The organism is Paenibacillus terrigena DSM 21567 (assembly GCF_000374845.1).
Lineage (GTDB): Bacteria > Bacillota > Bacilli > Paenibacillales > Paenibacillaceae > Paenibacillus_K > Paenibacillus_K terrigena.
In genome coordinates this window covers 28042-54606 of record NZ_KB895414.1, presented here as the reverse complement: position 1 = coordinate 54606, position 26565 = coordinate 28042, and the positions used below count along the sequence as shown (strand labels likewise).

The following is a 26565-nucleotide window of genomic DNA, read 5'->3' as shown; positions in this document are numbered from 1 at the left end:
AGGCCAAACAGAGGCCGAAGAGATAGGAGCAGAAGCATATGAACCGTTTTCAAATGATTGCACTAGACGTCGATGGTACTTTGATTAATGATCATCACGAAATTACCCCCAAAACAAGAGAGTCGATTCTCGAGGTCGCGAAGCAAGGTGCAGAGATCGTATTATGTACGGGACGTAACCCGAGCAGCACGATTCCATTGCTGGAACAATTAGGACTTGTTGGGACAGTCATTACACACAACGGCGCTGTGACGATGGAGTCGGCCACACGTAAGATTATTCATCAGTATGTGATTGCAGATAGCGAGCTAGCCCCATTCAAGGCGTATTGCCGAGAACATCACTATCATTTTGATCTCAATACGGCCAATGAGCTGTATGTTGAGCGGGAAGATATTCTGACAGAAGAAGTGCTCGCAATGTACGGCAAATTCTATGTCGTACCATTGGTGCTGCCCGTGGATGGATCACTAACGGACCAGATGGTCAAAATGACGGCTTTCGGTACGAAAGGACAAATGGATGAGCTTGAAGCCGAGTGGAATACATGGATACACGAGCTCACGATTATTCGCAGTGGGGATTATTTCATTGATATTATGCATGCGAGAGCCTCGAAGGGAAATGCTCTGAAGCATTGCGCTGCAAGTCGAGAGGTAGACGCTAGCGCAATCTTGGCGATCGGTAACTATTATAACGATATTACGATGCTTCAATTCGCGGGTGTGGGGATTGCGATGGACAACTCTCCTATCGAAGTAAAAGCAGCTGCTGATGATATTACTTTGAGCAATAATGAAGATGGTGTCCATTTAGCGCTTGTGAAATATTGTCTCTAATTCATTATTTCGATTCCATTTTGATAAATAATGACTATTGACGCTATGATCAAACAAAAAGAAAAAAGAGGCGTTCCTTCGTAGTAACCTACGGGTGGAAATGCCTCTTTTGTGTGCATAGGATCATGCGTAATCCCCATTGATGCAAGATCGAATCATCTATTTAGATGCTGGTTATATCGTACGAGAGAATCTTTAGATGCATGCACACGATACGATTACTAACAAGATAAATAATACAAGAATAGTAGCTGCCGAAGTGAAAAATCCATCGCCTACTCCGCCCATTGCATAATTCCTCCTTTAATCTTGTTTCTGCGAAAATGAAGATCCAGGGGGCTGGGTGTATATCTCCATCTTCGAATAATCTATAGTATGAAGCCGATTTTTATAAGATTGGACGTTTATCCCGAGTCCGCAGAAATGGGCGTTCGAATACTTCGACGTCTGGTGGGAATCCTAGAACTGGAATAAGTGGAAGCAAGAAATGTAGAAGGAGTGACGGAGGAATGAATATCAACCTACGACCTGATCTGAAGACATCTGGCGGTGAAGTGCATGATATCGTCTTGAATCATCGATATGTCGGAACAATCTCGCTCATCTATCGCGAAGGAGAACGGGTAGCAGGTTCTGTTCAATTGGAGCAAGATTCTCTGTCACGCGAGGAGAAGCCTGAAGTCTTAGAATTGATTACCCAATATGTGCAGGGTCTTGCAGGTGCGTTGTCCGCGCCAAAATGCGATGTATTTGTCTCGTACAGCCCTTTTGAGACGATTGTATCAACGAGTGAAGAAATTGAGGATCAGGCGATCGTTCATGAATGGTACCCGGATGAGATGGAACGAGAAGTAGACTTAGAAGTCGAGGAAGAGGACGAGACGGATTTTGAGCGGATTGAGGAATTTGCTGAAGCCGAAATTTTAAGACTTGAGGTCATTAGCGCAGGGCGTCATGTTACCGTCTATGAAGTATACGACATGGAAGATGATCTGCTGGCTGTATCTGTGGTGAAACAGTATGGTGCAGATGCGATAGGTGAAGTTCGATGGGACCGTCTGCCAAGTGAAGAAGAGATGGATCAATTAACCGCACTGATCGTTCGTGATCTAGATGAGCAATTGATGGATACCATTCATCTGGAAATGAAGCTGGGTGACATGCAACTGCAGACGATGGCGTTGACGCATGAAGATTTGCTGGAGGACGGCGAAGACGAAGAAGCTGAAGAAGATGAAGAAGAAGCTGAAATTTTCATGAATGCTTCTTTGATGGAACATACCTTTGAAGGCTATTCGATCGAACCTGTGCGTGACGACAATCTTGTGCTGACCTATGCAATATATCATCATGAACGTTATGGTTCCGTTCCCGTAGGGATTGCTACCGTAGATATAGGCGATGAAGGATTAAGCGGATTTATCGAGCTGGATGTTCCTGGCACAACGGAGGATCGTGCGCATATGTGTACGCTGCTCATGCGCGAATTAGATAAATCGGTGGAATATGAAGCACTGCACTTGACACTGATGTTCCGGAATGAAGTCATTGATGAAATTCAGTTTGAGAATGAAGTGGATTAAATAAGACGGAAGCCCTGTCGTTCCTTGATTTTGGAGCAACAGGGCTTCTCTATGTCATGCGATGAAGCGAATGAGCTTACGGAAGACGTAAGCCTTTCGGATAGTGGTTCTTCAGTTGACTACTGCTGGCTTTGCCCCAGCCGAGCGGCAGGCCATTCACGGTCACGAGCGCCCAGCCTTTGTGATCCGGCGGCACGGGTAGTGTCTCGCCGCGCAGATACGCGGCGATCTCGGGGGCATCGGGCGCGAAGTCATAGACGAGCCGCGCCCACGCAGGGTTCACAGCGAGCGCCAGCGCATGCGCTGGCTGGCTCGATACGGTTCTTGCGGATCGTGCCGTGGTGCAATCCGGCACGTGGGATGCGGAGGCCGCTAAGCTGTGCGGCCGACAGGGAGCTGCCGCCCACTTGCGGCAGCCCGTACAGCGCTTCGCCGAAGAGAAGCGCATCGCCCTGGCCCGGCGCGAAGCCGGGCAGTTCCTCGCGGGCCCACGCGAGGAACTGGGCCATGCCCGCCGCCGCGGGAGCGGCGGGCTGGCCCTTGCCGCGCGGCGCGCGCTCCGCCTTGCGGCGGCCGTGCGCCGCGCCCGCAGCCTGCGGCTCGCGGGCACCACCCTCGCCTGCTGCTGCGCGCAGCACGGCGACAAAATGGCCCTCACCGCGGTGATCGTGAGGCCAGATGCGCTCCGTTCCCACTAGCGTGAACGCGGGGAACGCCGCCAGCAGGCGTTCAATCGTCAGTTCATTCTCCTGACGATTGAACGTGCAGGTCGAGTAAGCCAGCGTACCGCCTGGCTTCAGCATCTTCACCGCTTGTTCCAAGATGTCCCACTGGCGCGCCGCACACATGACGACATGGTCCTCGGACCATTCTTGAAATGCGTTAGGGTCCTTACGGAACATCCCTTCACCGGAACATGGGGCATCGAGCATGATCCGGTCGAAGAACGAAGGGAAGCGTGCCGCTAGCTCATCCGGCGTGGCGTTCGTTACGACGGCGTTAGACACGCCCATCCGTTCGATGTTCTCGGCGAGTATTTTGGCACGTGCAGGGTGGATTTCGTTTGCGATAAGAAGCCCTTGTCCTTGCATTTTGCCTGCAATATGCGAGGATTTCCCGCCTGGTGCTGCTGCTAAGTCTAGAACAACCTCTCCGGGCTGTGGGTCCAGCATCTCCACAGCAGACATCGCAGACGGTTCTTGCATATAGTACAAGCCTGCGGCGTGATAGGGATGTCTGCCTGGGCGATGGTCTCCGTAATAGAATCCCGTGCTGCACCAAGGGACGGGCTCCAAGTCAAACATCTTGCGGAGCTCCGCTGTAAGCACACTACCGATCTCTGTCTTCAAGGGATTGATTCGTAATCCTTGTGTTCGTGGCTCGTCATAAGACAGCAAGAAACGCTCCGCGTCTTGACCGAGGAGCGTGCGCATTTGTTCGATATACGTTGAGGGTAAAGATGTTGTCATTGTCGTTCCTAAACTCCTTGCATAAGATTTTAAACTTTGAGGGTTATTTTAAAATATAAGGTCTTATAAGTTTCACGGATAAACTGTTCTTATATTTCTCGCTTAAAAGCTTTCCGTCTTTTGAATGGACGACGAAATCGTTTATGCTTATCCCAACCGGGTTTTCCGGTCAGGTTTGCTCGTTGAACCTTGGAGGTCCGCATATGCTGTTACTTTATTTTTGCCTGTTGTCTTGGAGTGATACATGGCCTGGTCGGCTTGTTTCACTAATTCTTCTGTCGTTACACCCTTGCGAAGGGTGCTGTGTCCGACACTGATGGTGACAATGCTCTCGGAGGCGACACGTCGTCGAATGGTCTCAGCGACTTCTTCGACTTTGGCGTCCTTATCTACAACGAGTGCGACGAGCTCTTCCCCGCCATAACGCCCCGTAATGCCAATGCCTTCGAGCTCCTCCGTCATGATATTCGCAACCTGTTTCAGTACGCCATCCGCTCGGTGGTGACCTTCGGTATCGTTCAACTTCTTGAAGTTATCAATATCGCTAAAAATGACACTTACTCGGAGGTTCTCATGAATATAGTGGGAAGCGACTTTGTTGAAATAACGACGGTTGTATAAGCTGGTTAATCCGTCCGTAATCGAAGAGCGGTAGACGGATTGCAGCAGCTCGACGATACGGTCGAACAGAATAAAGTAGAGCAGCGTATAATAAACAATTGGTAGTAGATTATGTGTCAGTTCAATGAAAGCCGAAGGCTTCGTTAAGACGTGGTTGCCTAGCAAATTGAGCGCGAGGATTACACCGTACAGCACAAGGCTGCTATAATATTTAAGCTGCTGCCTGATTCGTCTGCCTAGGGTCAGAGCAAAGATGAGGCACAGGATCAGATTGTATGCTTGCAGCGGCCAGACGCCTGCGAAATGATCCGTCGGAGGACCGCTTAAGAATAGCGGATCGATTAGCAGTTGAACGATCGGCAAGATGAGAATTCCCATGACGAGCAGACAACAATAAATGACGGTACGCTTCGAGTTGCGATTATATAGCTGATAGATCGCCAGGTTCAGAATGATAAACGATAAGGTCTGCAAGATTTCAACGAAGTAGCTTATCGCTCGGGCTCTTAAGATCTCATTTATGCTAAAATGGATGTTTAATCCTTGATATGTCATAATGAGTAGAAAACCGAAAATGAGATAAAGGTATGCTTTTTTTCCTTGTTTTCGATACATTCGAATGGACAGCAGGATCATGATGAACATTATGTATATAATGCAAGATGACGAGAAGGCTTGTCCGATCGTACCTGTGAAGAAATTCGCCAATGTTGACATGCATCTACGCTCCAATTAATGATGATCGATTTTACGATATAATTCTGTGTTCAACCCTTTATAATCTACGTGTTACTATATCATATTCGGGAGGACATTGATATGAAACTGTTGCAAGCTCTGTTCTTTCCGCCAGAGCAACCGGGCGGAGTGTCTTCTATGATTCCTTTTTTTCAGGAACGGTTTCAGAAGCCAAATTGGGAGATGGAAATATTCTCGATTCCCAAACGTGTCCGCAGTAAAGGGCATGAAGAAGTAACGTTTACCACATTTGATTGGCACCAATTCGAAGAGAATTCAACGGTGCAAAAATATATTCAGACGATTCGTGATTATATATGGTGGTCCAAGATGCGTCTGAAGCAGTCATACGATGTCATTCACGCGCATCACCCGATTGCGGCGCTTGTCCTTAAGAAGCTCTTCCCGGATACGCCCGTCGTGATGACGATTCACTCGAGTTATGAGCGAGAGCTCATATTGAACGGGAAAATAGAAGAAGGCGGGATCGAGCATCAATTCCTCACATCGCTCTACCGCGAGCTTGAACATCATATGGATCAGATCCTGACGGTATCCGAGTCATTCAAGCAGTATCTGTCTACATATATGAATCACCATGATCGTATTATCGTCATTCCTAACGGTTATGATGAGCGCCGATTTAAGCCGATCTCTCACGAGAATGAGGTGCCGCAGCTAATAACCGTGTGTCGGCTAGTCCCGGCCAAAGGACTCGACATCCTCTTGCAAGCGTGTGCAGAACTCAAAGCGCGCGGCCATGCGTACGTCTTACACATTATCGGAGACGGTCCAATTCGAACGGAGCTGGAGGAGCTAGCAGTGAGCCTTGATATTTATGATGAGACCATTTTTTATGGCTATATGCTGCATCCGGAACAGTTCATGCCGTTCTCGGATATCTTCGTGCTCCCTTCAAGAGCCGAGGCGTTCGGCTCGGTATTCGCCGAAGCTGCTCTCTGTTGGCTCGCCCTTGTCGGAACGGATGTGGGGGGCATTGCAGAGCAGATCGAAGATGGTGTGAATGGTCTCTTAGTGCCGCCTGATCAGCCGACAGCGCTCGCAGATGCATTAGAGAAAATGATGGGCGATCCGGTCTATCGTTATCAACTTTCGCGTGCGGGATGGGAGAAAGCGAAGAAATCCTATTCTCTGACACGCGTTGTGAATGAATTGAAAAATATTTATTTGCAAGTAAATCGAAAATCCTAGCGTTTGAATGAAGTCGTCTTGGGGGGGAGCTGTATTGTCTGATTTTCGATTTATTCATGCCGCAGACCTTCATCTTGACAGTCCTTTTCGAGGGATGTCTCACGTGCCGGATGCAATTCGAGAGAGGTTGCGCGCATCGACCTTTACGGCATTTACGAACTTAATTGATCTGGCGCTGCGAGAACAGGTTGATTTTGTCGTATTCAGTGGAGATGTCTATGATGCGGCAGACCGATCGCTGCGAGCGCAGCTTCGATTGCAACGGGAGTTGCAGCGATTGGCAACTGTACGTATCCCCGTCTATATTATTCATGGCAATCATGATCCCGAAGATGGGATGCATGCCGAATTAACATGGCCAGATACGGTACACTTTTTAAGTTCGAAAGAAGTTGAGACGAAAATCGTATATCGGCGTGGACACGCAGAAGCTTCAGAACCTGAGGCCATCGCAGCGATCTGCGGTATTTCGTACGCACATAAGGCCTTGCATGAGAATGTTGCGTTATCCTACAAACGTCTCGCGGGCAGCTCACTTTATCATATTGGACTACTTCATGGGAATGTGGATGGGGATATTGGGCATGACAACTATGCACCCTGCGCGAAGAGAGATTTGATCCAAGCGGGGATGGATTATTGGGCACTTGGTCATATCCATTTACGACAGATTCTGCATGAACAAGAGCCATGGATTGTCTATCCAGGCAACATTCAGGGTCGGAGTGTGAAAGAAGCAGGGGCCAAAGGCTGTTATATCGTCGATGTTATGGAAGGGCGTCAGACTCGCCTGACATTCGCACCGCTGGATGATGTACGGTGGTATACGGAATCCATCTCGATAGAAGGGTTAGAATCAGAACAAGCGCTGAAAGAACTTGTGGAACAAGTGATGCAGAATTGTAGAGAAGGCTCGCTTGGACGGATGTCGGTTCTTCGATTGTTCTTGCATGGTAGAGGATTGCTGCATCGCAAGCTTGAGCAGAACGGTTTTGTGCAAGATCTGCTTCAAGTTCTTCGCGAAGAAGAGGAGTATGGGGTTTCTGCAGAAGGTTCTAATATCGTCTGGCTCGAGTCGCTTCAGGTGGATTCTGGTTCTGAGGTGGATGTGGAGCATATCCTTGAAGCAGATAGTTTCCTCGGCGAATTATTCCGGATGGCTAGACAGACCAATCAGGACCTGGATCTCTATGACGAGATCATGGATCAAGCGATGGAATCGATGCAAGGCCATACCCGACTGCGGCATGTTATCGAAGAACTGAAGGATTCAGAAGATGGACGGGCACTTATCGGACGGGCATGTGAACTAGCGGCGGTCTTGATGGAAGAAGCTGATCCAAGAGCAGGGGGCGAAGTTTCTTGAGAATTAATGGCCTCTATATGAACGGATTTGGTGCGAAGCACCAAGTCCATATGCAGATGGATTCAATGGTTACAGTCATATATGGCAATAACGAGGCAGGTAAGAGTACGCTTTTAGGGTTTATCCGGGCGATGTTATATGGGATTCCTTCACGGACGTATATGAGTGAACGTTACGAGCCTGTATATGGCGGTCTCCATGGCGGACGGCTCATGTTACAAGATTCTCAAGGTAATGAATGGACAATTGAGCGCTACGATCGTTCCAATACAGGAGGCTTGTCCTCTACAGGCATTTCATCCTCTGGTGGTTCACTCTCTGGAGAAGGCAAACAGCAGAACCTATTGATTCGTGTAACCGATGCGCTAGGTCAAGTGAGGTTCTGCTCGCAGCAGGACTTGGAACGAGAGCTGTTAGGCGGTTTATCCTCTGAGTTATTTCGAAGTCTATTTGCTGTATCGCTGACCGAGCTGCAAGAGCTTCGAACACTTCAGTCGGAGGAATTGAGCGGCTTCTTATATCATGCGGGCATAGGCGGCGGAAGAAGTCTTATGCAGGCGGAGCGCAAGCTAACGCAAGATATGGACAAGCTGTTCCGTCCGAAGGGTCGGAATCAAGATGTGAACAAGATTTTGCAAGCCATGGATCAGCTGGAGAAAGATATTCGGCACAGCAAATCCTTCATACAGAGCTACAATGAACACGTCATGATGTTAGAACAGGCGGATGAGGAAATAGCAGACCTGGCGATGGAACTTGAGGCAAGTCGAGCAGAATCCTCACGAATCATGCGGGCAATGGGAATGCGTGAGAATTGGCTGCGAGCAAGACGAATTGAAAGAGAGCTCGCCGAGCTGCCTGTATTTAGAGCATTTCCTGAAGATGCTGTGAATCGAACGCAGCAGTTAACGATGGAACGCGATGCGTTAGACCTTCAATTGAAGCAAACCGAAAGGTCGATGACGAAGCTACAAGAAGAGATGTCTGGTCTTGTATTTGACGATATGCGATTGAATGACCTCCCCGAGGTGGAGAGGCTGCTTCACTTGGCGGAGTCTATTGAAGCGAAACGATACGAATGTCGGGAGCTGCAATCGGAGCGAGAAGCGGCAGAGCGTGAACTCTCCCGATTACTTCGGATGATTGATCCGAGATGGACGGCCGATCAATTAAGGAGCTTCGCGGCCACGATTGAGTTGCGAGAACGGGTGAGAATCGAGCGGGAACGGCAGCTTGTTGCGGACCGCCGGATCGAAGGGCTGCATGCAGATAATATGCGGCTTGGCCGACAACTGGAGGCTGCCTCAGCCGATATTTATGCGTCTCAGCAGAAGTTAGTCGCGCATCAAGACGCAGGTGGCCGACGATTTACGCATTTACGTCCAACATCAGCTGATGAGGGACAGCGATTGTGGTCCATGCTTCAGCATGAAGTTCAGAAATGGAATCATCAGATGCTCACATATCGTGCTATGCGCGCGCAGCGGGAAGCGGAAGAACACGCACAGGAGCATTCCTCACAGCAGGTGCGCGCATTACACGCTAAAATGCAAATTGGAGCTGTGGTACTTACCGTTTTGATTCCATTGTTTTTTGTCATAGCTAAGCAATGGGCATTCGGTATTGGCTCGTTGCTTGGGTTTCTGATATTGGATGGATATCTAATGTTTGGGACTCGCAGTGGATCGAGACAGGTGCGGAGCCATTCGAGAGGACGCTCCCGCCGAGGGAATGTCAGGTTTTCAGAGTCGGATTCGGATACGGAATTAAGGGATCTAGGACTAAAAATGATCAAGTCGATCCAAGAAATTATCGACGTGCCAACAGATCATGAAGCTCAGCCATCGCTTGAGCATGCGACCCTTCACGATCTGGAACGGTTCATTGCAGATCAGATGGTGCAGTTACAGAAATCGGTTGATCCTTGGCTGCAATGGATCCGGGAGGAGAGACATCTAACCGAACGACATCATGAGTATCGAAGCATTGAGCAACGATTGCGGGATCAATTGGTGGAGATGGAAGAAGTGATCGAACAGAACCTGATAGAGGAAGAGGCACATCATCGGAAGTGGGAAGCTTGGTTAACCAGCCAAGGGTTACAAACGACGCTGTCCCCTGACGCGGTGCTTGAAGTATTTCAGTGGACGGAACAAGGGTTGACCTTACTACAGCAAATCGATCGACTGCGGTTGAAAGAGCGTGAAGTATTGGGCCAAATGTCAGCGTTCGATATGTCCGTCGCTGAGATAATCGAGGATCCATCACTTATTCGTGCAGAAGAACGCATGTATGCGCTTCGGTCGTATAAACAGCAATTGGATCAATATGCAGAAGCGAGACGGCTATGGAGTCAGCAAAATAAGCAGTTCGCTGAGCTGACTTCGGCACGAGAGGATGTCATCTATCGCAAAGATCAACTCGATCTGAAATTGAGATCCTTGTTCGAGGAGGCTGTTGCGAAGGATGAAGAAGGTTTACGTCGTCATGCGCGGCTGGTGGAACGTAGAGAACAGTTGGTGGCCATGCAGTGGGAACTGGCGAATCAGCTTGGAGAACAAGATCAACTCACCGCAGATCTGATTGAACTTCTGGAGATCGATGATCCCGTCCTACTCGATCAGCTAATGGCGGAGTCCGATGAACGCATCAAGCAATTTGAATTCACATATCTAGAAAAGCAAGAACAACGCGGCCGTCTTCTGAATGAACTTGACTCCATCAGGCAGCGCAGTGAACATGCTGATGCGCTTCAGCGATTGGAGGAGCAGCGTGCAGAACTGCGCGCTTTAACAGAGCGGTATGCTCTATATGCCATTTGCAACACCCTCTTGCGCAAGACGCGTCGTATTTATGAAGACGAGAAACAGCCGCAAGTGCTGAAGCTAGCGTCGCAATATTTTGCTGAGATGACAGAGGGGAAATACAATAAGATCATTGCGCCGCTCGGCGAAAGACGGATGCTAGTAGAACAAGCACAAGGCCAATTGATCGATAGTTCACTCCTTAGCCGTGGGACCGCCGAACAATTATATCTCGCGATGCGGTTTGCACTTGCAGAGACGTTTGCGAGTCATCCGCATATGCCATTATTATTGGATGATTTATTCGTGAACTTTGATGCGGATCGATTAAGACAAACTTTACGCGTGCTGAAGTCTCTTGCAGAGCGTCATCAGATTATTCTAATGACCTGTCACGCACATATCGTCGATGCGGTAAGACAACATTTTTCGCATGCCGATATTCAGTATTTGGAAGCAGAGTCAACGAACTTATCGTTTCTTTAAGACAATCATGACGAGCCAGACAAGGCTGAATAATCCGAATAGCGGATATAATACGGACAATAGTGAACTAAATCCGAATTGACTGATTAGATAAGAGATAATCATGAGCAGCAAGGTAATGACGGGTGTCGAGAGGCGGATGCGCTGCTGAATTTGCAGGGTAACTCCGTATACATCGGCGACGAACGTGGTGAAGATTTCAGAGAAGATCAACAGTAAGTAGACCATTTGAGCGAATAATCCTAATTGGTAGGCGATTTTACCCATAGGGATTTCAAATTGTGTAATGCCTGGCATATAGGCCGAGAGTGCGAAATGTCCTGATAAGAGCATGAATCCAATCCCAATTCCGCCAAGGATGCCCCCTGTACGAATTACACCGCGTGAGGGCATCTGGGCACCTAGTGGGACGAGCACAGCTTGCGCCATCGCGAGATTAAAGGCAGAATAAAGGAAGGGTGCGGCCCAAGTGGCTGTCCAGCTTTTGTCCACAATTAAAGTAATCCAGCGGTTCGCCGATGGAGAATCGAGCGTATTTAGCACAATTAGGCACGTAAATATGAGCATTAGCGGTACAACGATGGAATTTAAGGTCAGAATCGCGCTCATACCTTTGCGCAGGAGAAAGAATGTAGCGATTAGCGTAAGCAGCAGCCCCGTCTGGTAATGGATATTAAAATGTTCCACGAATAGGGAGCCTGCACCTGCGAGCATAATGCTGTTCACACAGATGAGCACGATCATCAAAAATAAGCTTATTACTTGCCCAGCGGCTTGTCCGAATAAATGTTTGTTCAAATCTTCATAAGAATTTGCTCGAATTTCATGGGCAATAAGCATAATTTTCGTGCCAAGCCATACAAATAGCACTGTTGCGATAAGTATTGTCCAAGGGGCGAATCTTCCATATTGCGTGAAGAATTGCAAGATCTCTTGCCCAGTGGCAAATCCAGCGCCGACAATGGTTCCGATATACGTAAAAGCAATTTGTAATACTTTGATGATATTTCTCAAGCAGCTTCCGCCTCCAATGACGCAGTTTGTCCCTCTTTACAGCCTATGATGGGTTCGGATGGGACATGACTCGAAAGATGAAGGGGATGGGGAATGGAAGGGGTTTTCTCATGCAAGGAGCATTACATTTTCTAAGTGAGTATGGGTATATAGCTTTGTATTTACTGCTAGCTGCAGGAATTGTGGGTATTCCTGTTCCAGATGAGACACTGATGCTTGCGGTGGGAGGCTTGTCCGTTCATGGACACTTTTCATACAGCATGGTGCTGTTCGTGAGTTTTTTCGGTAGTATGACGGGGATGTTAATTAGTTATACCGTCGGCAGAAAGGTCGGGAGTAGTCTATTGCAGCGTTACGGGAAATGGATTCATTTGCCCCCGGAACGTCTCGTCAAAGCAGAGCGTTGGTTCCATAAATATGGCGGGCTAAGTATTGTGTTTGGATATTTCATTCCAGGCATCCGGCATGTTACATGTTATTTTGCGGGTGTTACCCGTGTACCATTTGCCAAATATTTATGCTTTGCAGCGAGCGGTGCGCTCATTTGGTGTTTCGTATTCATTACGCTCGGCCGGTTCGTCGGCTCGAATTGGAATGTGATTCATCGCTTTGTGCGGCATCACATGGTACACAGCATCTCTATTCTCGCGATTCTGATTCTTGTTATTGCGTTAATCCTCGTAAGACGCAAAAAAACTGTGTAGACATCGTTCTACTCAGCTTTTGTTACTTGAAATAACTTTATCGATTGTACGAGATGCGTCATCGGATCAACGTCGAGTTTAAGCAACGCATCTTTGGCATTATAGCTAATAACATAGTCGGTCTCACGGTCGGGCTTGCCTAGTGCTTTGATGACTTGGTCTGCATGTTGATTGATCCGAATGCCACGAAGTCCAGTAGCGACTTCTTTCTGGAATACTTCGACGAACTCTACGGTATTCGATTCGTTGAACCCAATGGACATACCGTTATATTCATAGATTTCAAGTGGCGCATCTTCATCGTCCATTTTATAATGATCACTAGGTTTACCGAGTTTATTCGTAATTTTGTCTTTGGACTCGGATAAGGCAATACCGGCTAATTTGGGATTCTGAGGGTCAAAGGCAGGCTCTTCCTGTTTCTTCGTTGCTTTGCTCGAATCCTTAGAATCTTTCGTGTTTTTGGTATCTTTGGAGGATGAAATTTCTATTTTATTCTTACTTGGTTGATCGATCGCATCGTTCGGGTCACCGGATTCTTGATTGGAATCGGCTAGCTTTGCGGGTTCTTTGTCAGTTGATTGCTGAACCTTGGATGATGTCTGGCCGTTCGTTAAGGATGCTGAATCCATGACACTGCTGCAAGAAGGCAAGATCGCAAGGCTTAAGATCAATCCAACATAAATCAATTTTATCGGTATTTTCATTTGGGTAAGCTCCTAAGTGAAAAATTATGTATCTGTTCTACTTTATTAGACGGAATCGCGCTCTAAAAGTTACGGATGACAGGTTAATTTTTTTGCTTGAATGAATTTCAATCGTATGTTAACTTAACTTACATAATCCGCATTCGGAGGTATAACGTATGGAAGCGTTGAAACAGCGAATTTTAGAAGAAGGTATTGTCTTATCCGATCAAGTACTGAAGCTTGATGCGATTCTCAACCATCAAATTGATCCGAAGCTTACCACAGTCATGGGTAAGGAGCTTGCTGCAAGGTTTCGGGATCAGCAGGTGACGAAGATCATGACGGTAGAATCATCGGGAATTCCCATTGCATTTGTCGTTGCTGCAGAACTCGGTGTTCCGCTTGTATTCGCACGTCGGAAGAAGACACTTGTCGGGGATACAGAGACTTACAGCGAACGTGTTCCTTCTTTTACCAAGGGCATTGTAACGGATATTATGGTATCGCGTCAATTCCTTCATGCGGATGATCGCATTCTGTTCATTGACGATATTATTGCGAATGGCGATGCGGCACGCGGTTTGATCAAAATCATTGAGCGTGCAGGGGCGACCCTCGTAGGTATGGGTGTTGTGGTCGAGAAATGTTTCCAACATGGCGCGTCTTCGATTCGAGAACAAGGCGTAAGTCTTGAAGCTCTAGTAAGAATTAAGTCTCTAGAGGATGGGCAGGTCCATTTTCAAGAGTAATTTCACAATTCCCGGGGGAAAGAGTCTCTTTCATCCTTGTCAGTTTTGACTTATAATAAGGAATATGGGAAGGGAGGCGACCAACTATGGGGAATGAACAGGTTTCTGATGCATTTTTCATGAAGAAGTTAAATGACGCGAAAGTCCATTTTGAACGTGCCTTGGATTGTAAGCATACCGAATTTGACGATCTTTATCCCTATATGATTGAACACCCTCAATTTTTCTGGTACAAACGCTATGTTGCTTGGTCGGAGCTGCTCACGATTGTTAAATTATGCGATGAGCTTGGATATGAATGGAACAGTCATTTCACGCCGCATCAAGTGTCATACGTAAGAAATCGGGTAATGTCGTCGAAGGTGCTTGATTACTGGTTCGAGACGAATGATTTGAAGAAGCATGTAGAACAATAATCAACTTACAGGGACTGAACAGCTTGCTGTTCGGTCTCTTTTTTGAAGGAGAATATACGATGGAAGTATTAACAGATGAGCAGTTGAATCAATATCGACTCGATGGAACGAAGGTCCGTGTGGTGCGTGATGCGCTTGAAATCAATGATGTCATTGGGATAGTTGTCGCTTGGGATGACAGTACCGTGATGATAAGACGGCCGAATAAACGAATTGTGAAGCTCGACCGAAGCTATTCGATTACGCCTTTTACGATGGAACGCATAAATCCATTCGAATAAATGAAACCCACGGGATTGGGACAACGTAATATAATCTAACCCTGCGTGTGAACAGGGTCCGAAAGGGAGTGTATGAATGAATTGTCCAGTATGTCATGATACGCGGATGCGTGAGGTGGAGAAGGATGGAATCTTAATTGACATCTGTCCATCATGCAAAGGCGTATGGCTTGATCGTGGAGAGCTTGAGAAGCTGATGAGCGGTGTTCGTGAGATCAGACCGGCATTCAATCAATGGTATGATGATGAGCATGATAAGCACGCTAGAAGAGACTCCTATGATGATGACCGACATCGCTACGACTCACACAATAATCAGCACAATCACAATCAACCACATTACAATAACAAGCATAAGAAGAAAAAATCGGTTCTGGACGTATTCGGAGACCTATTTGATTGAGGGATGACGTCGTCTCTTCAAGGGGCGACGTTATATTAATATTCTTAAACACCGCCTCTATGTGGTAAAATGATGAAAAAGTAGAGGTGAACCATATGCTTAAATTGATCATTTTTATTATTTTTATTATATCTGCAATAGCAGTCCTTATTGGGATTACTATGGGAAATAAAAGATGGAAAGCAGCAGAAGCGGTAGATTGCCCAGTATGTGGGAATAATTTCAAGTTAATCGGTGGGAGCTTCAAATGCACAAAATGCAGAAAAAGGATCGTTAAAACATCTGATGGTCAAATAAAAGTTGCTTAAAGCACCTTTGAAGTGCACCCCTTAGAATAAACATTAGAAAAACCCTTAGGTTAATCCGATGTAATTCTAGGGGGTGCATTTTTATAGCAATTAAAGGGCCACTATACTCGAATAACGATTGTGCCCTTTCTTCGTTTCAGCCAGCTTCGCAGATTGTGAACCATATCGACATGTCGGTCAGCGACGTCGTTCTCAAAGATCGTGCGGACATTGAGACGTAATATTCCGAGCGCGAACGAGTGGCGACAAGGCTGCGGTCTACGGGGGTGAAGGCGTCTTGAACTACGATGTAAAGATTAACGGAATTTGGGTATCAACGTTAGGCGCTGCTCTTTTTGAGCGGCGTCTTCCTATTTTACCGGAAGTTAGCGATTCGACTGTGAAGATTGCGGGACAAGACGGCGAGCTATCATTCGGCTCAACATACGATATCCGCGACGCATTGACTTGACGTTGTATATCGAAGCATCACCGGCTCAGTTTCACGTAGCTCTAACGAGGCTGGCGCGGCTTTTTAACGGCAATCGGAAGGAGATTTCGTTAGAGTTTTCGGACTTGCCCAACCGCATCTATCGCGTTGTCAATAACGGAACGCTTGCGCTAGATGGGCAGGTAGGCAGTTGCATGGTCAACGTATCGATCCAATTCCGGAGCTATCCGCGGTTATATCCGCAGTAGCCGCCATGCATAAAGGTAAACAAGCGGATATTCTTCGTGCACTTGACGATCAAATTGCGCTTGCTCACGCGGAGATTGAGCGCGACGAAACCGCGGCAGAAACGGAGGAGACAATCGATATTGGAGATGGACGTACTTAAGTATTTTCTAACGCAAGGGCCGTTCGCGGCTCTTTTTGTTTGGCTTCTGATCTCGTAATGAAAGCGAAACGTGAACGTGAAGGCCGCCTTCAGTCGTTGCTCGATAAGTTCTCCGAAAAATACGACGTAATCATTTCGGAGATCCGAGGCTTGAAAGAACGAATGCCCAACGATAAATAAGACAATAAACGGAGGAATGAAGTATGGAATACGTTGTTTTACACATATCTCATGGAACTGCCTGTAAACGGAGACCCGCGTACAAAATGACGGCGACGACGATCACGATTAATAATACGGGAAATCCGAGTTCGACGGCACGCAACGAACGCGACTGGTTAACTAATCCGACAAATCCCCGCCAAGCATCGTTCCACATCGCGGTGGACGAACGCCAGGCAATCGAATGTCCACTTAACGAAAACGCGTGGCATGCCGGCGATGGTAGCGGTAATAATTCCGGAAACCGAACATCAATAGGAATCGAAATCTGCAATAGCGGCAACTACGCGAAGACGCTAGACAACGCTGCGGAACTAGTCGCCAAGATGCTAAAGGAACGTAGCTGGGGGACGGATCGACTACGTCGCCACTTCGATTGGTCCGGTAAGATATGTCCGCGTTTTATGTACGATGGCGGCAGGTGGATTGGGTGGAAAGCGTTTATTACGAGTGTAGATGCTAAGTTGAACCAGAAGGAGGACGTCAAATTGACGGAAGAGGTCAGGATAAACGTTAACGGTAAGAAGGTCGGAGTCGGCGGAGTGGAGGCGGGCATTAGGAAAGTGCCGATCCGGTTGGTGGCGGAAGCTCTTGGCATGAATATAGCATGGGATGCGACGACGAAGACGGTAAATATTACGACGAAAGAGGCGGTATAAGTGACTGGAAACGTAAATTGGCGAGTCGGAAGTTTTGGGCGTTGGTGGCGGCGCTCGGCACTAGCGTATTGGTGGCCGGCGGTGCAGGCGCGGAAACGGTGACGCAGATTACTGGAATTATTTGCGTGGTTGGTGCGGTCGTGGCGTATATTCTCGCAGAGGCTGCGGTGGACAAAGCAAGGGAACAAAGTAAAACAGAATAACGCAACAAAACGCGGAACGATAATGAAAGGTTAAAAGAAAGACCAATCAGCTAGATTGATTGGCCTTATGGAAACGCTCTTATTTTATACTTATTCTGTTTTTAAATTGATATCTTTTGTGACCCAACCTTCATAAACACCCTGCCAGCCGCCATTACCAAGATCAATAGGCTTCACTAGTGTTAGATTACCGTAAAAACCGTCTTTAGCGTAGAAATATGGATTTGCAATCGGCTCGTTATAAAAATTAACCGTGTAATTAGAAATCCATTTTTTCTGACTAAGGGGCTGCACAACATTAGATTGTTCTGAATCTCCAGAAACTGGTGCAGGGGCGGCTAGAGAGTAGAGGCTCCGGCTAGTAATGAGAGGGAAAGGACGGAAGTTGCTAGAATGCGTTGGATAGATTTCATTGTAAACACCTCATAAAATAGTATTTTAATTACATTGATTAATATTACATATTTTCCATAATAAAACAATACGCATTTTTGAATAATTAGCACTAAATGTTATAATTAACTAAATTATCATAAATAATTGAATTAATTTACTTATTAAGGAAAAATTATGGCGACTATTATGTGTTTTTAATGTAAAATTATAGTGCTAAATATCAAAATAGGGGGGGACATGTATACATACAACTTGGTGTTTGACAAGTGTTCAATAAACTTGGAGTATCTGTAAAAATTCCAATAAAAATACGAGGTGGAAAATTGAAAAATAAATTATCTAATACCTTATTGATTTGTATGACTATTGTGTTAATTAGCACGATGCTAGGATGTACAAAAGAAAAGGGAGGGGATGTAGAAAAACAGATATTAAAAGTAGCAACGTATTCACCGATTATTTTTTAGAAAAATACGGAAATTTATTTATGATGAAATATCCTAACATTACATTAGAACCAGTAGAGATAAGACCAGAGGATATTTATAATCCAGAAAAATACGAGAAAATGTTATCAGAGAGTAGCCCTGATATACTAGATTTGAATTTAGTGATGTATAATCACCTAATTGAGAAAGGGTTCCTTTATAGCTTGGATGTATTGATGAAACAAAATGATTTTGATATTGATAATTATTTCCCCGGTGTTATAGAAATTTTGAAACAAAACGATGGTCAGTTATATGGATTGTCTCCGGATTTCAGTACGGACGCATTATATTTTAATAGGGAATTATTTGAAGAATTTAAAATACCTTTACCTACGGATAAAATGTCATGGACTGAAATCCTTGATTTAGCAAAAAGGTTCCCAAATTCAGATAATAAGGGTAATAAAATATATGGCTTCTCGATGAATTCATTATTTGGATTCTATGGATTGTTTAACTCAATTGGGGTTACGTCTGGTTTGCAACAAATAGATAAGAAAGAATCAGCTTTAGGGACGAGTGAATGGAAGAAAATTTTTGTTAATGCAGTTGAGGCGTACAGAGCGGGCGCTGTTCAACCAGGGGTACTTGATGAGCAACCAGAGGATTTATTCATACAAGGTCGTGTAGCTATGCAATTAAATTCTTCTCAATATATAAAGACAATGAAAAGTGAAAAAGAGTTTAATAAAAATTTCAAACCATTCCAGTGGGGGATAGTGACTTATCCTATTAATCCTAATAATAACGAATATTCAGACCGAGTATCCGTAGATCATATATTTAGTATAACTAAGAATACTATTCATTTAAGTGAAGCGTGGAAATTCATAAGCTATATTAACAGTGAAGAAGTAGCGAAGTTACAATCCAGAACATTGAGTAGTGACATTTTATCAAGACCTGGTTTGATGACAGAAAGTGGTCTTGGTATAGACGTAAGTGCGTTTTATAAATTAAAACCTATAAAGTCGTCTCTTAAAAAGGGAGTAGGTTTTGGTAGGGAACATTATGTGAGTATTAACACTGAAGCACAAAATGCGATTGATGGTAAAAAAACAGTCGATGAGGCATATGAGAATATCATTAAGCAAAGTAAACTAGAGCTTAAAGAATCGTTGGCTAAATAGTTCAAAGTAGTAGTATTTATCGTTTATTTTTCGGTGGTTTATTGTACATCACAGCGCCTCTATTGCATTAACGACGCTTCAAGCGTCAATACCGATAGAGGGCGCATTTTCTTATTTCAATGTATAATCTCCCGCTCATGTTCCTCTAAATCATGACGTACGAACTCCGATATATCCAGCCCCATGTACGCACACATCCGCACCGAAACGTCCGCCTGCACTAGCGACCATAGCATCGAAAAGTTACCGTGATAGCCGCGAAATTGATACTTCGCTTCAATCCCTATTGCCGTACGCACTACATCGTAAACTTTGATTCCGCGATTGCACAAATCTCGCCGAACGCCGAACCTCCGCCAGCACAGTTGTCGCCCGCTGCATGCCGCATTGAATTACGTCGACATACGGATCAGATCGCATGTAGATACCTCCTAAAAAATGAACGTACATTCTTGTAATAACGCTGATTAAAGAAATTTGCAACATATTGACGTCCATAAATTGGCGTGGTATTATAAATCTCACGTAGTTGGAGGCGCGCACGGCTAAAATAAAGCGCGGTCGACGGAAAAGATTGACGATAACCTATCGTTAGCCTTTCGTCAGCCGTCCGAAAAAGTCTTACGCGGAACTTCGAATATTACGCGGTGTGAAATCGCGAAATACTACATCATATATGCGGTCATGGCGGAATTGGCAGACGCGCACGGTTCAGGTCCGTGTGGTAGCAATATCGTGGAGGTTCGAGTCCTCTTGACCGCATCATCTAAATCAATTAAACGGGTCTTTAAATTACGAATGAGTAATTTAAAGACCCGTTTTTTATTGTCGAGATTTGAAGCGTATTGCTTATCTCTTGGGCCGACAAAAATTCTTCGAGCTGTTACGACTCTCCCAACTGCCCTGATTCCCGGCGACGCCTACTCATGAATACCAAGGACAATGCAATGCCCGTGAGGATCATCCCAAGCACCCGAAATCCTTCGAAGCTGAAGTTGCCTCCCATTACGATGCCTATCAACAATGAAGAGAGAATGGTTCCCAGGTATCTTGATGTATTAAATATTCCGGATGCTACACCGATCATTTCTTTTGGAGAACTTTGAAATAAGGCCGCTTGCATACCGACATTGTTCAACCCGTTGCTAATACCGAATGCAGCTAACGCCAGACATACACTGATAACCGGCGAAGTTTGATTCAAGGTCACGATCCACACTGACCCGAATGTCATCAGTATTCCAGACATGAGCAATGCTGGCCTGGGTCCTGATTTATCGATCCATCGGCCTGCTATTGGAGACGTGATGAGTGAGCACAAGCCTAAGCTTAGCATGAGAATCCCTGTATGGAACTCGCTGACATGACGTACCATTTGCAAGTAGGACGGAAGCCCGAAAAAGAGCGAATAAAAAAGTACGTTAACGAGCATGAATTCGACATTGACCCAAGTCATCGCAGGATATTTGGCGAATGTGCGCAAAGGAATAAAGGGTGACTTCGCTTTTAACTCATGTCGTACGAAAGCCACAAGCACCACGAGGCCTATCAACCCGACAATGACATGCCCAACTGAGACATGCCCAGATGATTTTGCTGACAGTAATGAAGCGAGCAGGACAACCAGACCCACTGTGAATAGCAGGATCCCTGATGCATCTATCAAATCCACCCATTTACGAAAGGACATGCCCTGTGCAACGGATGTGGATGGTTCATCTTTAGGAATATTCCTCCAAGCTAATAGAAAGCTCACCACCACGAACGGAATATTGACAAAGAAAATAGCAGGCCAGCCCCACCAGTGAATGATGACCCCGCCAATAAAGGGTCCAATGGCTGCCGCTCCAGATAGGAATATGGACAAAACCGATAGTGCAGTCGCTTGGTTCTCCATAATATGAATTCGCACAATGGCCATGCCAACGGCAACCATCATGCTTGTTCCGATGGATTGCACAACGCGGAACACGATGAGCCACCCAAAGTTTGGTGATAGTGGAGCTAATAATGATGCAACGAAGGCTACAACAAGCCCGGTAAGAAATATCCTCCTGCGACCGAATAAATCGCTGGCCTTTCCCATGACAGGTTGAGCGATGCTACTCGCAATGTAGAAAGAAAAAATAATCCAGGAAACAACGGTAAAGTCAAGTTGGAACACATTTTGCAGCCTTGGAATAGCAACTGAAACCATTGAAGAATTTAAAGGGTTCAACAGTATCCCAAGGCCAACGGAAATCATCAACCACCTGCTGTGAACATTCATTTTTGGCCCCCTCCAGTGTATTGATGTCATCGTACTTGAAATCGGTTATTTATTCCAATGCATTCTATGTTATGATTTCATTGATTCAAAGGAATGAATGGAGGGTGCGAAATGGAGCTTCTTCAACTGCAATATTTTATCGAGGTCGCTCGAGTGGAACATGTGACCGAAGCAGCACGAAGTTTGCACGTTACGCAATCATCACTAAGCAAAACGATTCAACGTTTGGAGGAGGATTTAGGGGTACCTCTATTCGATCGAATAGGGAGGAAGCTGCGACTGAATGAGTTCGGAAGCAGCTTCCTTCGCCGTGCAGAAAGGGCATTGTTTGAATTGGAACAGGGGAAGCAGGAGATTAGAAATTTATCCAGCCCGGAACATGGTACACTCGAATTGGCGGTGACCGCCGCAAGCACGTTACCCAATATCCTTCGAGAGTTTCGGAAAAAGCGGCCCCATATCCAATTTCATGTGCAAATGCTGACCACGCAGGAAATGGTTACGCTTCTTCATCGAGGAGAGGTCGATTTCTGCTTGTCCTCACCTCCTATACAAGGGGATGACATTGAATGTCAAATCGTGTTCAATGACCCCATCCTTGTAGCTGTTCCCAAGGGGCATCGGCTGGCAGACCGAAGCAGCATATCCTTGATTGAACTAAGGGATGAGTGTTTTGTCGGTGTAAAGAGAGGCTATGGTACTCGCGATTTAGTGGATGCTGTATGCAAATCGGTGGGGTTTGTACCTAGATATGTGTATGAGGGAGATGAACCTGCAAGGCTAAGTACGCTTGTAGAAGCAGAAATTGGCATAGCTTTCATGCCAAGCACGGCAAGGAATTCACGGGAACATGTCACATATCTCCAAGTTGAAGATCACGAGTTGGTGCGAGAGATCGCATTAATATGGCATAAAAGCCGATACATATCGCGGGCTGCTCTGGAATTCCGTGAGGTCGTGTTAGACTATTTTGGGGCGATATCCAAACAGACAATCTAATCAAGTTGCACCACTTTACCGAACACTCCGGAAATGGCTGGAGTGTTTTTGCTGTTCTTAAGCCAAGTATTGGAGAAGCTTGTTTGCCCTGCATACTTTGGACGGTTCCATCAAAAAATGAAGGTATTCAGTTTTGAAATTGGAGGGAGCATTATGAAATGTAGAGGATATAAAACGCGTCTGTTTGCCTGCTTGATGGTGATTGCCATGGGCTTAATGCAAGGTGTTCCCCAAGTGGCAACCGCTACAAGAAATCCCGATCCCGTAAGTCAAGCGCTGCAGCAGAAGAAAATTGCACTTGTCATTGACGACTTCGGGAACAATATGAAAGGAACAGAGCAAATGCTCAAGCTGCCGATCTCTTTCACGGTAGCAGTCATGCCGTTCTTGCCAACGACCAAGCAAGATGCAGAGATGGCGTATAAATTGGGGCATGATGTCATTGTTCATATGCCGATGGAGCCAAAATCTGGAAGGGCCAGTTGGCTGGGGCCAGGGGCGATCATGACATCTATGTCGGATCAAGAGATCCGTAAACGGTTGGAAGCGGCCATTCAAGAAGTCCCACATGCCATCGGAATGAATAATCATATGGGCTCCAAAGTCACTGGAGACGAGCGCGTTATGCGCGTTGTGCTGCAAGTCTGCAAGGAACGGGGGTTGTTCTTCCTCGACAGTCATACCAATTATCATACGGTTGCGCCACGAATTGCCAGAGAACTGGGTGTCCCGATTGCTGAGAACCAGATGTTCCTGGATGATAGCATTACAGTGAAGCATATCTCAGGTCAGGTTCGTAAAGTCGAGGCGTTCATGCAGAATCATGACCAATGCATTGTCATTGGCCATGTCGGTACGGGCGGTGTGACGACGGCATCGATCCTTGCCGGTTCACTGCCGAAGATGAAGTCGATGTTCCAGTTCGTAAGAGTGGCTGAATTCGCCAAAGCTCACAAGAGCGATAAGTAGTATTGTAATGCACCTGCAATGGTGCTTGCGATTGCGGTCTGTTCCTTCGGGTCGCATAACATGCGGCGATCCTCGCTGTTGCTGATAAATCCGGTCTCAATAATCACAGCAGGTTGGTTTACTCGACGCAGCAAATAGAAGGGTTTACCACTTTGCATTTCCATATGGGTGCCGTAGTGTTTGTTAAGCGCATTTTGAATAATGTTCGCGAGCATGATACTACGGCCTTCTTCTTTATACAGGACAACGGGCCCACGACGGCTGCGATTTTTGTTCCAATTGACGTGTAGACTGACGAGCATTTCGGTTGGAATTTCTTCCGTCAATTGTCTGCGTTGTGCAAGGTCTCTGCGATGTCTGGATTTATTGTTCAACCAATGGTTATCTTCACTAAGTGCATAGTCGCCTGTGCGATTCAGAACGGCATGAATACCATGCTTCTGAAGTATTAAATACAAGCGTGTTCCGATTTCTAGATTAATGTTCTTCTCAAGAATATTCTCATGACTTGTTCCGCCATCAATTCCGCCGTGACCAACGTCAATCACAATGACGGGATGGGTGAATACTTCGTTCATCGATGCAGGTTCCGCAGCGACTGATGAACTCCAGGTATGACAGCTAATAAAGATAAGGATACTTGTAAGAAGAAGGCGATGGAATGTTCTCATTTGTTTCATGCTGCATTAAATCCTCCTTGAAAAAGCTTCCTGAATAGGATGCGCAAAATGAAAGAAATGATGCGCTAAGTTTATTTTTTGTACCAATGGAGCATGCTAAGAGTAAGGAATCAAGCGAGGAGGTTATGTACAATGGCCAAAAAAGGCGAAGAGCTCGTCAAGTATATTACGGAACGTGTTGTTGTCTATATGGAGACCCCTAAAGATGTCCGTAAGCAAAATCGACAAACGCGTGAGCCATGGGTATTGCGATGGTTCGGATACGTCCCGTATAGTATTCTGAAATGGGCTCAAGGGATATATAAGGTAAGTCGCGTACACGAAGAAGCACCTCCTTCATCGAAAGGTTGAAGGCAGGCGCTTCTTTTTTTGTATAATGAAATGAGGTGAGGGGGGAAGAATTGTGAAAATGAAACGCAAAATTGCGGATTTATCGGATTGGAACCGAGATCTTCAGGTGACTTACCGTCAGATGTTTGTGGAGGAAGAGGATTTTAAAGGATATGTCACACAAGTTCAATTTGATGATGTTCAAGACCCGATATGGTATCAGCCAGCAGTACATCACAGGTATTTGCTTGTAGACGATCAATATGTGTGGCTTCAATATTTTCCGAGCAACGCGAACTATGCAGTAACGACGGTCATTGATCCGCAAGGCGCGCTCGTCCATCATTATGTAGACATTCTTGCGGGAAGCGGGGTAACGGCTGACGGGGTGCCTTATTTTGATGATTTGTTCTTAGATCTTGTGATACTGCCTTCTGGTGAACGATTTGTACTGGATGTAGAGGAACTGGAGGAAGCAAAGGAACAGGCTGTAATTACGTCGGTGCAATGGAAGCTGGCTTACAAGACCTTGCATGACTTGCAGCAGGCGATTGAAGACGCAGGTACGGCATGGTTAGGTCGATGGAAGCGGGATGCGATGCGGCTATCGGTCATGATGGCTGCCAAGTAAACGAAAGAGCCCCAATGAAGGGACTCTTCTCATCCATCACTTATAGAATTTCCCGAAGGCGGCAAGAGATTGGAAAGGAATCCATCTCGCTCCTTCATCATGAACCATAATATAGGTAACGTTTCGCCAGGTCTGATAACCAGAGACAGCCAGTGGGATCATGTAGGAATCTTGGTACCAGTTCGACACATACGTGATTTTCGCCTTCTGATCCAGCTTTGTGGACAAATGAGCAGCCGTTTTAATTTCTAAGGGCGCATGGGTTAACCAATTGATCCGTTCGAACGGGTCGAAGGTGGGTATCGGCTGAGCGCTCTTGTTAGGCATGATCACTTCTTGCATTCCAGCTTCGAGCGGTGATCCTTGCGTAAATGTCTTCTTCTGCTGGTCCCATTCTTGGTCCGTGATTAAGAGCTGCTCTCCTGTCTTGGCATTGTAATAAGCAGCAGGCTGATCCTGTGGTTCGACGCGCCATACGGCAAGCATGGGGTGGAGATAATAACGTTTGATATGCAAGGTATCCGTTGTAAAAAGCTGATTGCGTTTGATCGATGAAGGAATAATGCCGTGCTGCACCAAAGAGAGGTACAGCGTATTCGTGCTGAAGAGCGGGCTAGGACCAACGCCGTATTCGGACAATGTTAGCTGCTGCGTCTCCGTTGCGCTGACGATCAGATAACCGAGTTCTTTCTCCTTCTTCGTCAATTGCACGAGCCAACTGTGCAGGCCAGGTCCGAGAGGAGAGATCTCATATTCCGCTCCTTTCCAGACGGTGAAAGGTGCATGCTGGGATAAATCTTGAATCCAGCCTTCAACGTGCTGAATGATCATTTGTTGATCGATGGCAGGGGATGTTATTGTGTCTGTTTCAGCTGATTGTGTCAATTCTGAAGCGGAAGCAGCGATAACTGGCGAAATAGTCGTAAATATCGCGCTATATAGCAGTATAGCAATAGCACAAGTTGACAAGAGTATGCGAATGAATCGCGATGGTTGCATAAGCGCATCACCTACTTGCATCATTTTTATGATCTTATGTTCCTTATTGTAGCGGACAAGCCTGAAAAAGGGTGTTAGAACGTGTCG

At 46.1% G+C, this 26565-nt stretch carries 29 protein-coding genes, 1 tRNA gene and 2 pseudogenes; 23 read left to right on the top strand and 9 right to left on the bottom strand.

All coding sequences use genetic code 11. The annotated features are described in order from the left end of the window. Positions 1 to 38 precede the first annotated feature (38 nt). Both C558_RS0108215 and C558_RS32505 read left to right on the top strand, forming a co-directional pair. On the top strand, positions 39 to 839 hold the full coding sequence (locus tag C558_RS0108215; RefSeq protein ID WP_018755778.1) for a Cof-type HAD-IIB family hydrolase: 801 nt from the start codon (positions 39 to 41) through the stop codon (positions 837 to 839). A gap of 509 nt (positions 840 to 1348) precedes the next feature. Continuing rightward, on the top strand, positions 1349 to 2422 hold the full coding sequence (locus tag C558_RS32505; RefSeq protein WP_018755777.1) for a hypothetical protein: 1074 nt from the start codon (positions 1349 to 1351) through the stop codon (positions 2420 to 2422). A gap of 76 nt (positions 2423 to 2498) precedes the next feature. On the opposite strand, the pseudogene C558_RS30725 reads toward C558_RS32505, so the two are convergent. Both C558_RS30725 and C558_RS0108200 read right to left on the bottom strand, forming a co-directional pair. Next, positions 2499 to 3891, bottom strand: a pseudogene (locus C558_RS30725) (RsmB/NOP family class I SAM-dependent RNA methyltransferase). A 147-nt stretch (positions 3892 to 4038) separates the two neighbouring features. After that, positions 4039 to 5229 carry a GGDEF domain-containing protein gene (locus C558_RS0108200; RefSeq protein ID WP_018755776.1) on the bottom strand — a complete coding sequence of 397 codons (1191 nt, stop codon included), beginning with the start codon at positions 5227 to 5229 and terminating at the stop codon, positions 4039 to 4041. Between the two features lie 102 nt (positions 5230 to 5331). On the opposite strand from C558_RS0108200, the gene C558_RS0108195 reads away from it, so the two are divergent. The 3 genes from C558_RS0108195 to C558_RS0108185 are packed head-to-tail and all read left to right on the top strand — an operon-like array spanning position 5332 to position 11118. Continuing rightward, entirely contained in the window at positions 5332 to 6462 is a 1131-nt protein-coding gene (locus tag C558_RS0108195) for a glycosyltransferase family 4 protein (protein WP_018755775.1), read from the top strand. A gap of 34 nt (positions 6463 to 6496) precedes the next feature. Further along, positions 6497 to 7828: a metallophosphoesterase family protein gene (locus C558_RS0108190; protein WP_018755774.1), complete on the top strand. Its 1332-nt coding sequence runs from the start codon at positions 6497 to 6499 to the stop codon at positions 7826 to 7828. After that, the gene (locus C558_RS0108185; protein ID WP_018755773.1) at positions 7825 to 11118 is read left to right on the top strand and encodes an AAA family ATPase; all 3294 of its coding nucleotides are present in this window, start codon (positions 7825 to 7827) and stop codon (positions 11116 to 11118) included. Before C558_RS0108190 ends, C558_RS0108185 begins: the two co-directional genes overlap by 4 nt. On the opposite strand, the gene C558_RS0108180 is transcribed toward C558_RS0108185, so the two are convergent. Next, complete coding sequence (locus C558_RS0108180; protein WP_018755772.1) at positions 11104 to 12132, bottom strand: YkvI family membrane protein; 1029 nt, start codon at positions 12130 to 12132, stop codon at positions 11104 to 11106. The genes C558_RS0108185 and C558_RS0108180 overlap by 15 nt on opposite strands. Positions 12133 to 12242: 110 nt before the next feature. Here C558_RS0108180 and C558_RS0108175 point away from each other — a divergent pair, with 110 nt between their 5' ends. Next, positions 12243 to 12836, top strand: a complete 594-nt coding sequence (locus C558_RS0108175; RefSeq protein ID WP_018755771.1) for a DedA family protein — start codon at positions 12243 to 12245, stop codon at positions 12834 to 12836. An 8-nt stretch (positions 12837 to 12844) separates the two neighbouring features. Here C558_RS0108175 and C558_RS32500 read toward each other — a convergent pair whose 3' ends face one another. Continuing rightward, the gene (locus C558_RS32500; protein WP_018755770.1) at positions 12845 to 13543 is read right to left on the bottom strand and encodes a hypothetical protein; all 699 of its coding nucleotides are present in this window, start codon (positions 13541 to 13543) and stop codon (positions 12845 to 12847) included. Between the two features lie 158 nt (positions 13544 to 13701). On the opposite strand from C558_RS32500, the gene C558_RS0108165 reads away from it, so the two are divergent. The 12 genes and pseudogenes from C558_RS0108165 to C558_RS0108115 all read left to right on the top strand — a co-directional run bounded on the left by C558_RS0108165 (position 13702) and on the right by C558_RS0108115 (position 19601). Then, the gene (locus C558_RS0108165) at positions 13702 to 14274 is read left to right on the top strand and encodes a xanthine phosphoribosyltransferase (RefSeq protein ID WP_018755769.1); all 573 of its coding nucleotides are present in this window, start codon (positions 13702 to 13704) and stop codon (positions 14272 to 14274) included. A gap of 86 nt (positions 14275 to 14360) precedes the next feature. Further along, positions 14361 to 14690, top strand: a complete 330-nt coding sequence (locus C558_RS0108160; RefSeq protein ID WP_018755768.1) for a hypothetical protein — start codon at positions 14361 to 14363, stop codon at positions 14688 to 14690. Between the two features lie 59 nt (positions 14691 to 14749). After that, complete coding sequence (locus tag C558_RS0108155) at positions 14750 to 14971, top strand: hypothetical protein (RefSeq protein ID WP_018755767.1); 222 nt, start codon at positions 14750 to 14752, stop codon at positions 14969 to 14971. Between the two features lie 76 nt (positions 14972 to 15047). Then, positions 15048 to 15374: a TFIIB-type zinc ribbon-containing protein gene (locus C558_RS0108150; protein ID WP_018755766.1), complete on the top strand. Its 327-nt coding sequence runs from the start codon at positions 15048 to 15050 to the stop codon at positions 15372 to 15374. Between the two features lie 95 nt (positions 15375 to 15469). After that, positions 15470 to 15682, top strand: a complete 213-nt coding sequence (locus C558_RS0108145) for a DUF2614 family zinc ribbon-containing protein (RefSeq protein ID WP_018755765.1) — start codon at positions 15470 to 15472, stop codon at positions 15680 to 15682. A gap of 277 nt (positions 15683 to 15959) precedes the next feature. Next, a complete protein-coding gene (locus C558_RS33695) occupies positions 15960 to 16133 on the top strand; it encodes a phage tail family protein (RefSeq protein ID WP_018755764.1) in 174 nt (57 codons plus the stop codon). Then, positions 16130 to 16360, top strand: coding sequence for a phage tail domain-containing protein (locus C558_RS35185; protein WP_425413918.1), 231 nt, complete (start codon positions 16130 to 16132; stop codon positions 16358 to 16360). The genes C558_RS33695 and C558_RS35185 overlap by 4 nt, the downstream gene beginning before the upstream one ends. Further along, positions 16303 to 16500 carry a hypothetical protein gene (locus C558_RS0108135; RefSeq protein ID WP_018755763.1) on the top strand — a complete coding sequence of 66 codons (198 nt, stop codon included), beginning with the start codon at positions 16303 to 16305 and terminating at the stop codon, positions 16498 to 16500. Before C558_RS35185 ends, C558_RS0108135 begins: the two co-directional genes overlap by 58 nt. Further along, positions 16481 to 16680: pseudogene (locus C558_RS33055) on the top strand (BhlA/UviB family holin-like peptide). Before C558_RS0108135 ends, C558_RS33055 begins: the two are co-directional and overlap by 20 nt. Positions 16681 to 16703: 23 nt before the next feature. Beyond that, complete coding sequence (locus C558_RS0108130) at positions 16704 to 17381, top strand: N-acetylmuramoyl-L-alanine amidase (protein ID WP_018755762.1); 678 nt, start codon at positions 16704 to 16706, stop codon at positions 17379 to 17381. Between the two features lie 71 nt (positions 17382 to 17452). Beyond that, on the top strand, positions 17453 to 17584 hold the full coding sequence (locus C558_RS35095) for a hypothetical protein (RefSeq protein ID WP_342662325.1): 132 nt from the start codon (positions 17453 to 17455) through the stop codon (positions 17582 to 17584). A gap of 787 nt (positions 17585 to 18371) precedes the next feature. Beyond that, positions 18372 to 19601 (top strand): extracellular solute-binding protein, encoded by a 1230-nt coding sequence (locus C558_RS0108115; protein WP_018755759.1) that lies wholly within the window; start codon positions 18372 to 18374, stop codon positions 19599 to 19601. 116 nt (positions 19602 to 19717) lie between these two features. Here the strand turns inward: C558_RS0108115 and C558_RS33690 are convergent, their stop codons facing one another. Then, positions 19718 to 19900: a YhjD family protein gene (locus tag C558_RS33690; RefSeq protein WP_156826041.1), complete on the bottom strand. Its 183-nt coding sequence runs from the start codon at positions 19898 to 19900 to the stop codon at positions 19718 to 19720. Continuing rightward, positions 19878 to 20021 (bottom strand): hypothetical protein, encoded by a 144-nt coding sequence (locus tag C558_RS33685; RefSeq protein WP_018755758.1) that lies wholly within the window; start codon positions 20019 to 20021, stop codon positions 19878 to 19880. Before C558_RS33685 ends, C558_RS33690 begins: the two co-directional genes overlap by 23 nt. Positions 20022 to 20279: 258 nt before the next feature. Here C558_RS33685 and C558_RS0108105 point away from each other — a divergent pair. Beyond that, positions 20280 to 20363, top strand: a tRNA-Leu gene (locus C558_RS0108105). A 121-nt stretch (positions 20364 to 20484) separates the two neighbouring features. Here the strand turns inward: C558_RS0108105 and C558_RS0108100 are convergent. Further along, positions 20485 to 21870: an MFS transporter gene (locus C558_RS0108100; RefSeq protein WP_018755757.1), complete on the bottom strand. Its 1386-nt coding sequence runs from the start codon at positions 21868 to 21870 to the stop codon at positions 20485 to 20487. Between the two features lie 111 nt (positions 21871 to 21981). On the opposite strand from C558_RS0108100, the gene C558_RS0108095 reads away from it, so the two are divergent. Both C558_RS0108095 and C558_RS0108090 read left to right on the top strand, forming a co-directional pair. After that, complete coding sequence (locus tag C558_RS0108095; protein ID WP_018755756.1) at positions 21982 to 22869, top strand: LysR family transcriptional regulator; 888 nt, start codon at positions 21982 to 21984, stop codon at positions 22867 to 22869. A gap of 153 nt (positions 22870 to 23022) precedes the next feature. Then, positions 23023 to 23838: a divergent polysaccharide deacetylase family protein gene (locus C558_RS0108090; RefSeq protein ID WP_018755755.1), complete on the top strand. Its 816-nt coding sequence runs from the start codon at positions 23023 to 23025 to the stop codon at positions 23836 to 23838. On the opposite strand, the gene C558_RS0108085 is transcribed toward C558_RS0108090, so the two are convergent. Further along, positions 23820 to 24518 (bottom strand): N-acetylmuramoyl-L-alanine amidase family protein, encoded by a 699-nt coding sequence (locus C558_RS0108085; RefSeq protein WP_018755754.1) that lies wholly within the window; start codon positions 24516 to 24518, stop codon positions 23820 to 23822. The two genes, C558_RS0108090 and C558_RS0108085, sit on opposite strands and share 19 nt — an antisense overlap. A 132-nt stretch (positions 24519 to 24650) precedes the next feature. Here C558_RS0108085 and C558_RS0108080 point away from each other — a divergent pair, with 132 nt between their 5' ends. Both C558_RS0108080 and C558_RS30715 read left to right on the top strand, forming a co-directional pair. Continuing rightward, positions 24651 to 24869 carry a YqzE family protein gene (locus C558_RS0108080; RefSeq protein WP_018755753.1) on the top strand — a complete coding sequence of 73 codons (219 nt, stop codon included), beginning with the start codon at positions 24651 to 24653 and terminating at the stop codon, positions 24867 to 24869. 58 nt (positions 24870 to 24927) lie between these two features. Further along, positions 24928 to 25479 (top strand): ribonuclease FAU-1 family protein, encoded by a 552-nt coding sequence (locus C558_RS30715; protein WP_245583780.1) that lies wholly within the window; start codon positions 24928 to 24930, stop codon positions 25477 to 25479. Between the two features lie 36 nt (positions 25480 to 25515). Here the strand turns inward: C558_RS30715 and C558_RS0108070 are convergent, their stop codons facing one another. Next, positions 25516 to 26478 carry a hypothetical protein gene (locus C558_RS0108070; protein ID WP_018755751.1) on the bottom strand — a complete coding sequence of 321 codons (963 nt, stop codon included), beginning with the start codon at positions 26476 to 26478 and terminating at the stop codon, positions 25516 to 25518. Positions 26479 to 26565: the final 87 nt, after the last annotated feature.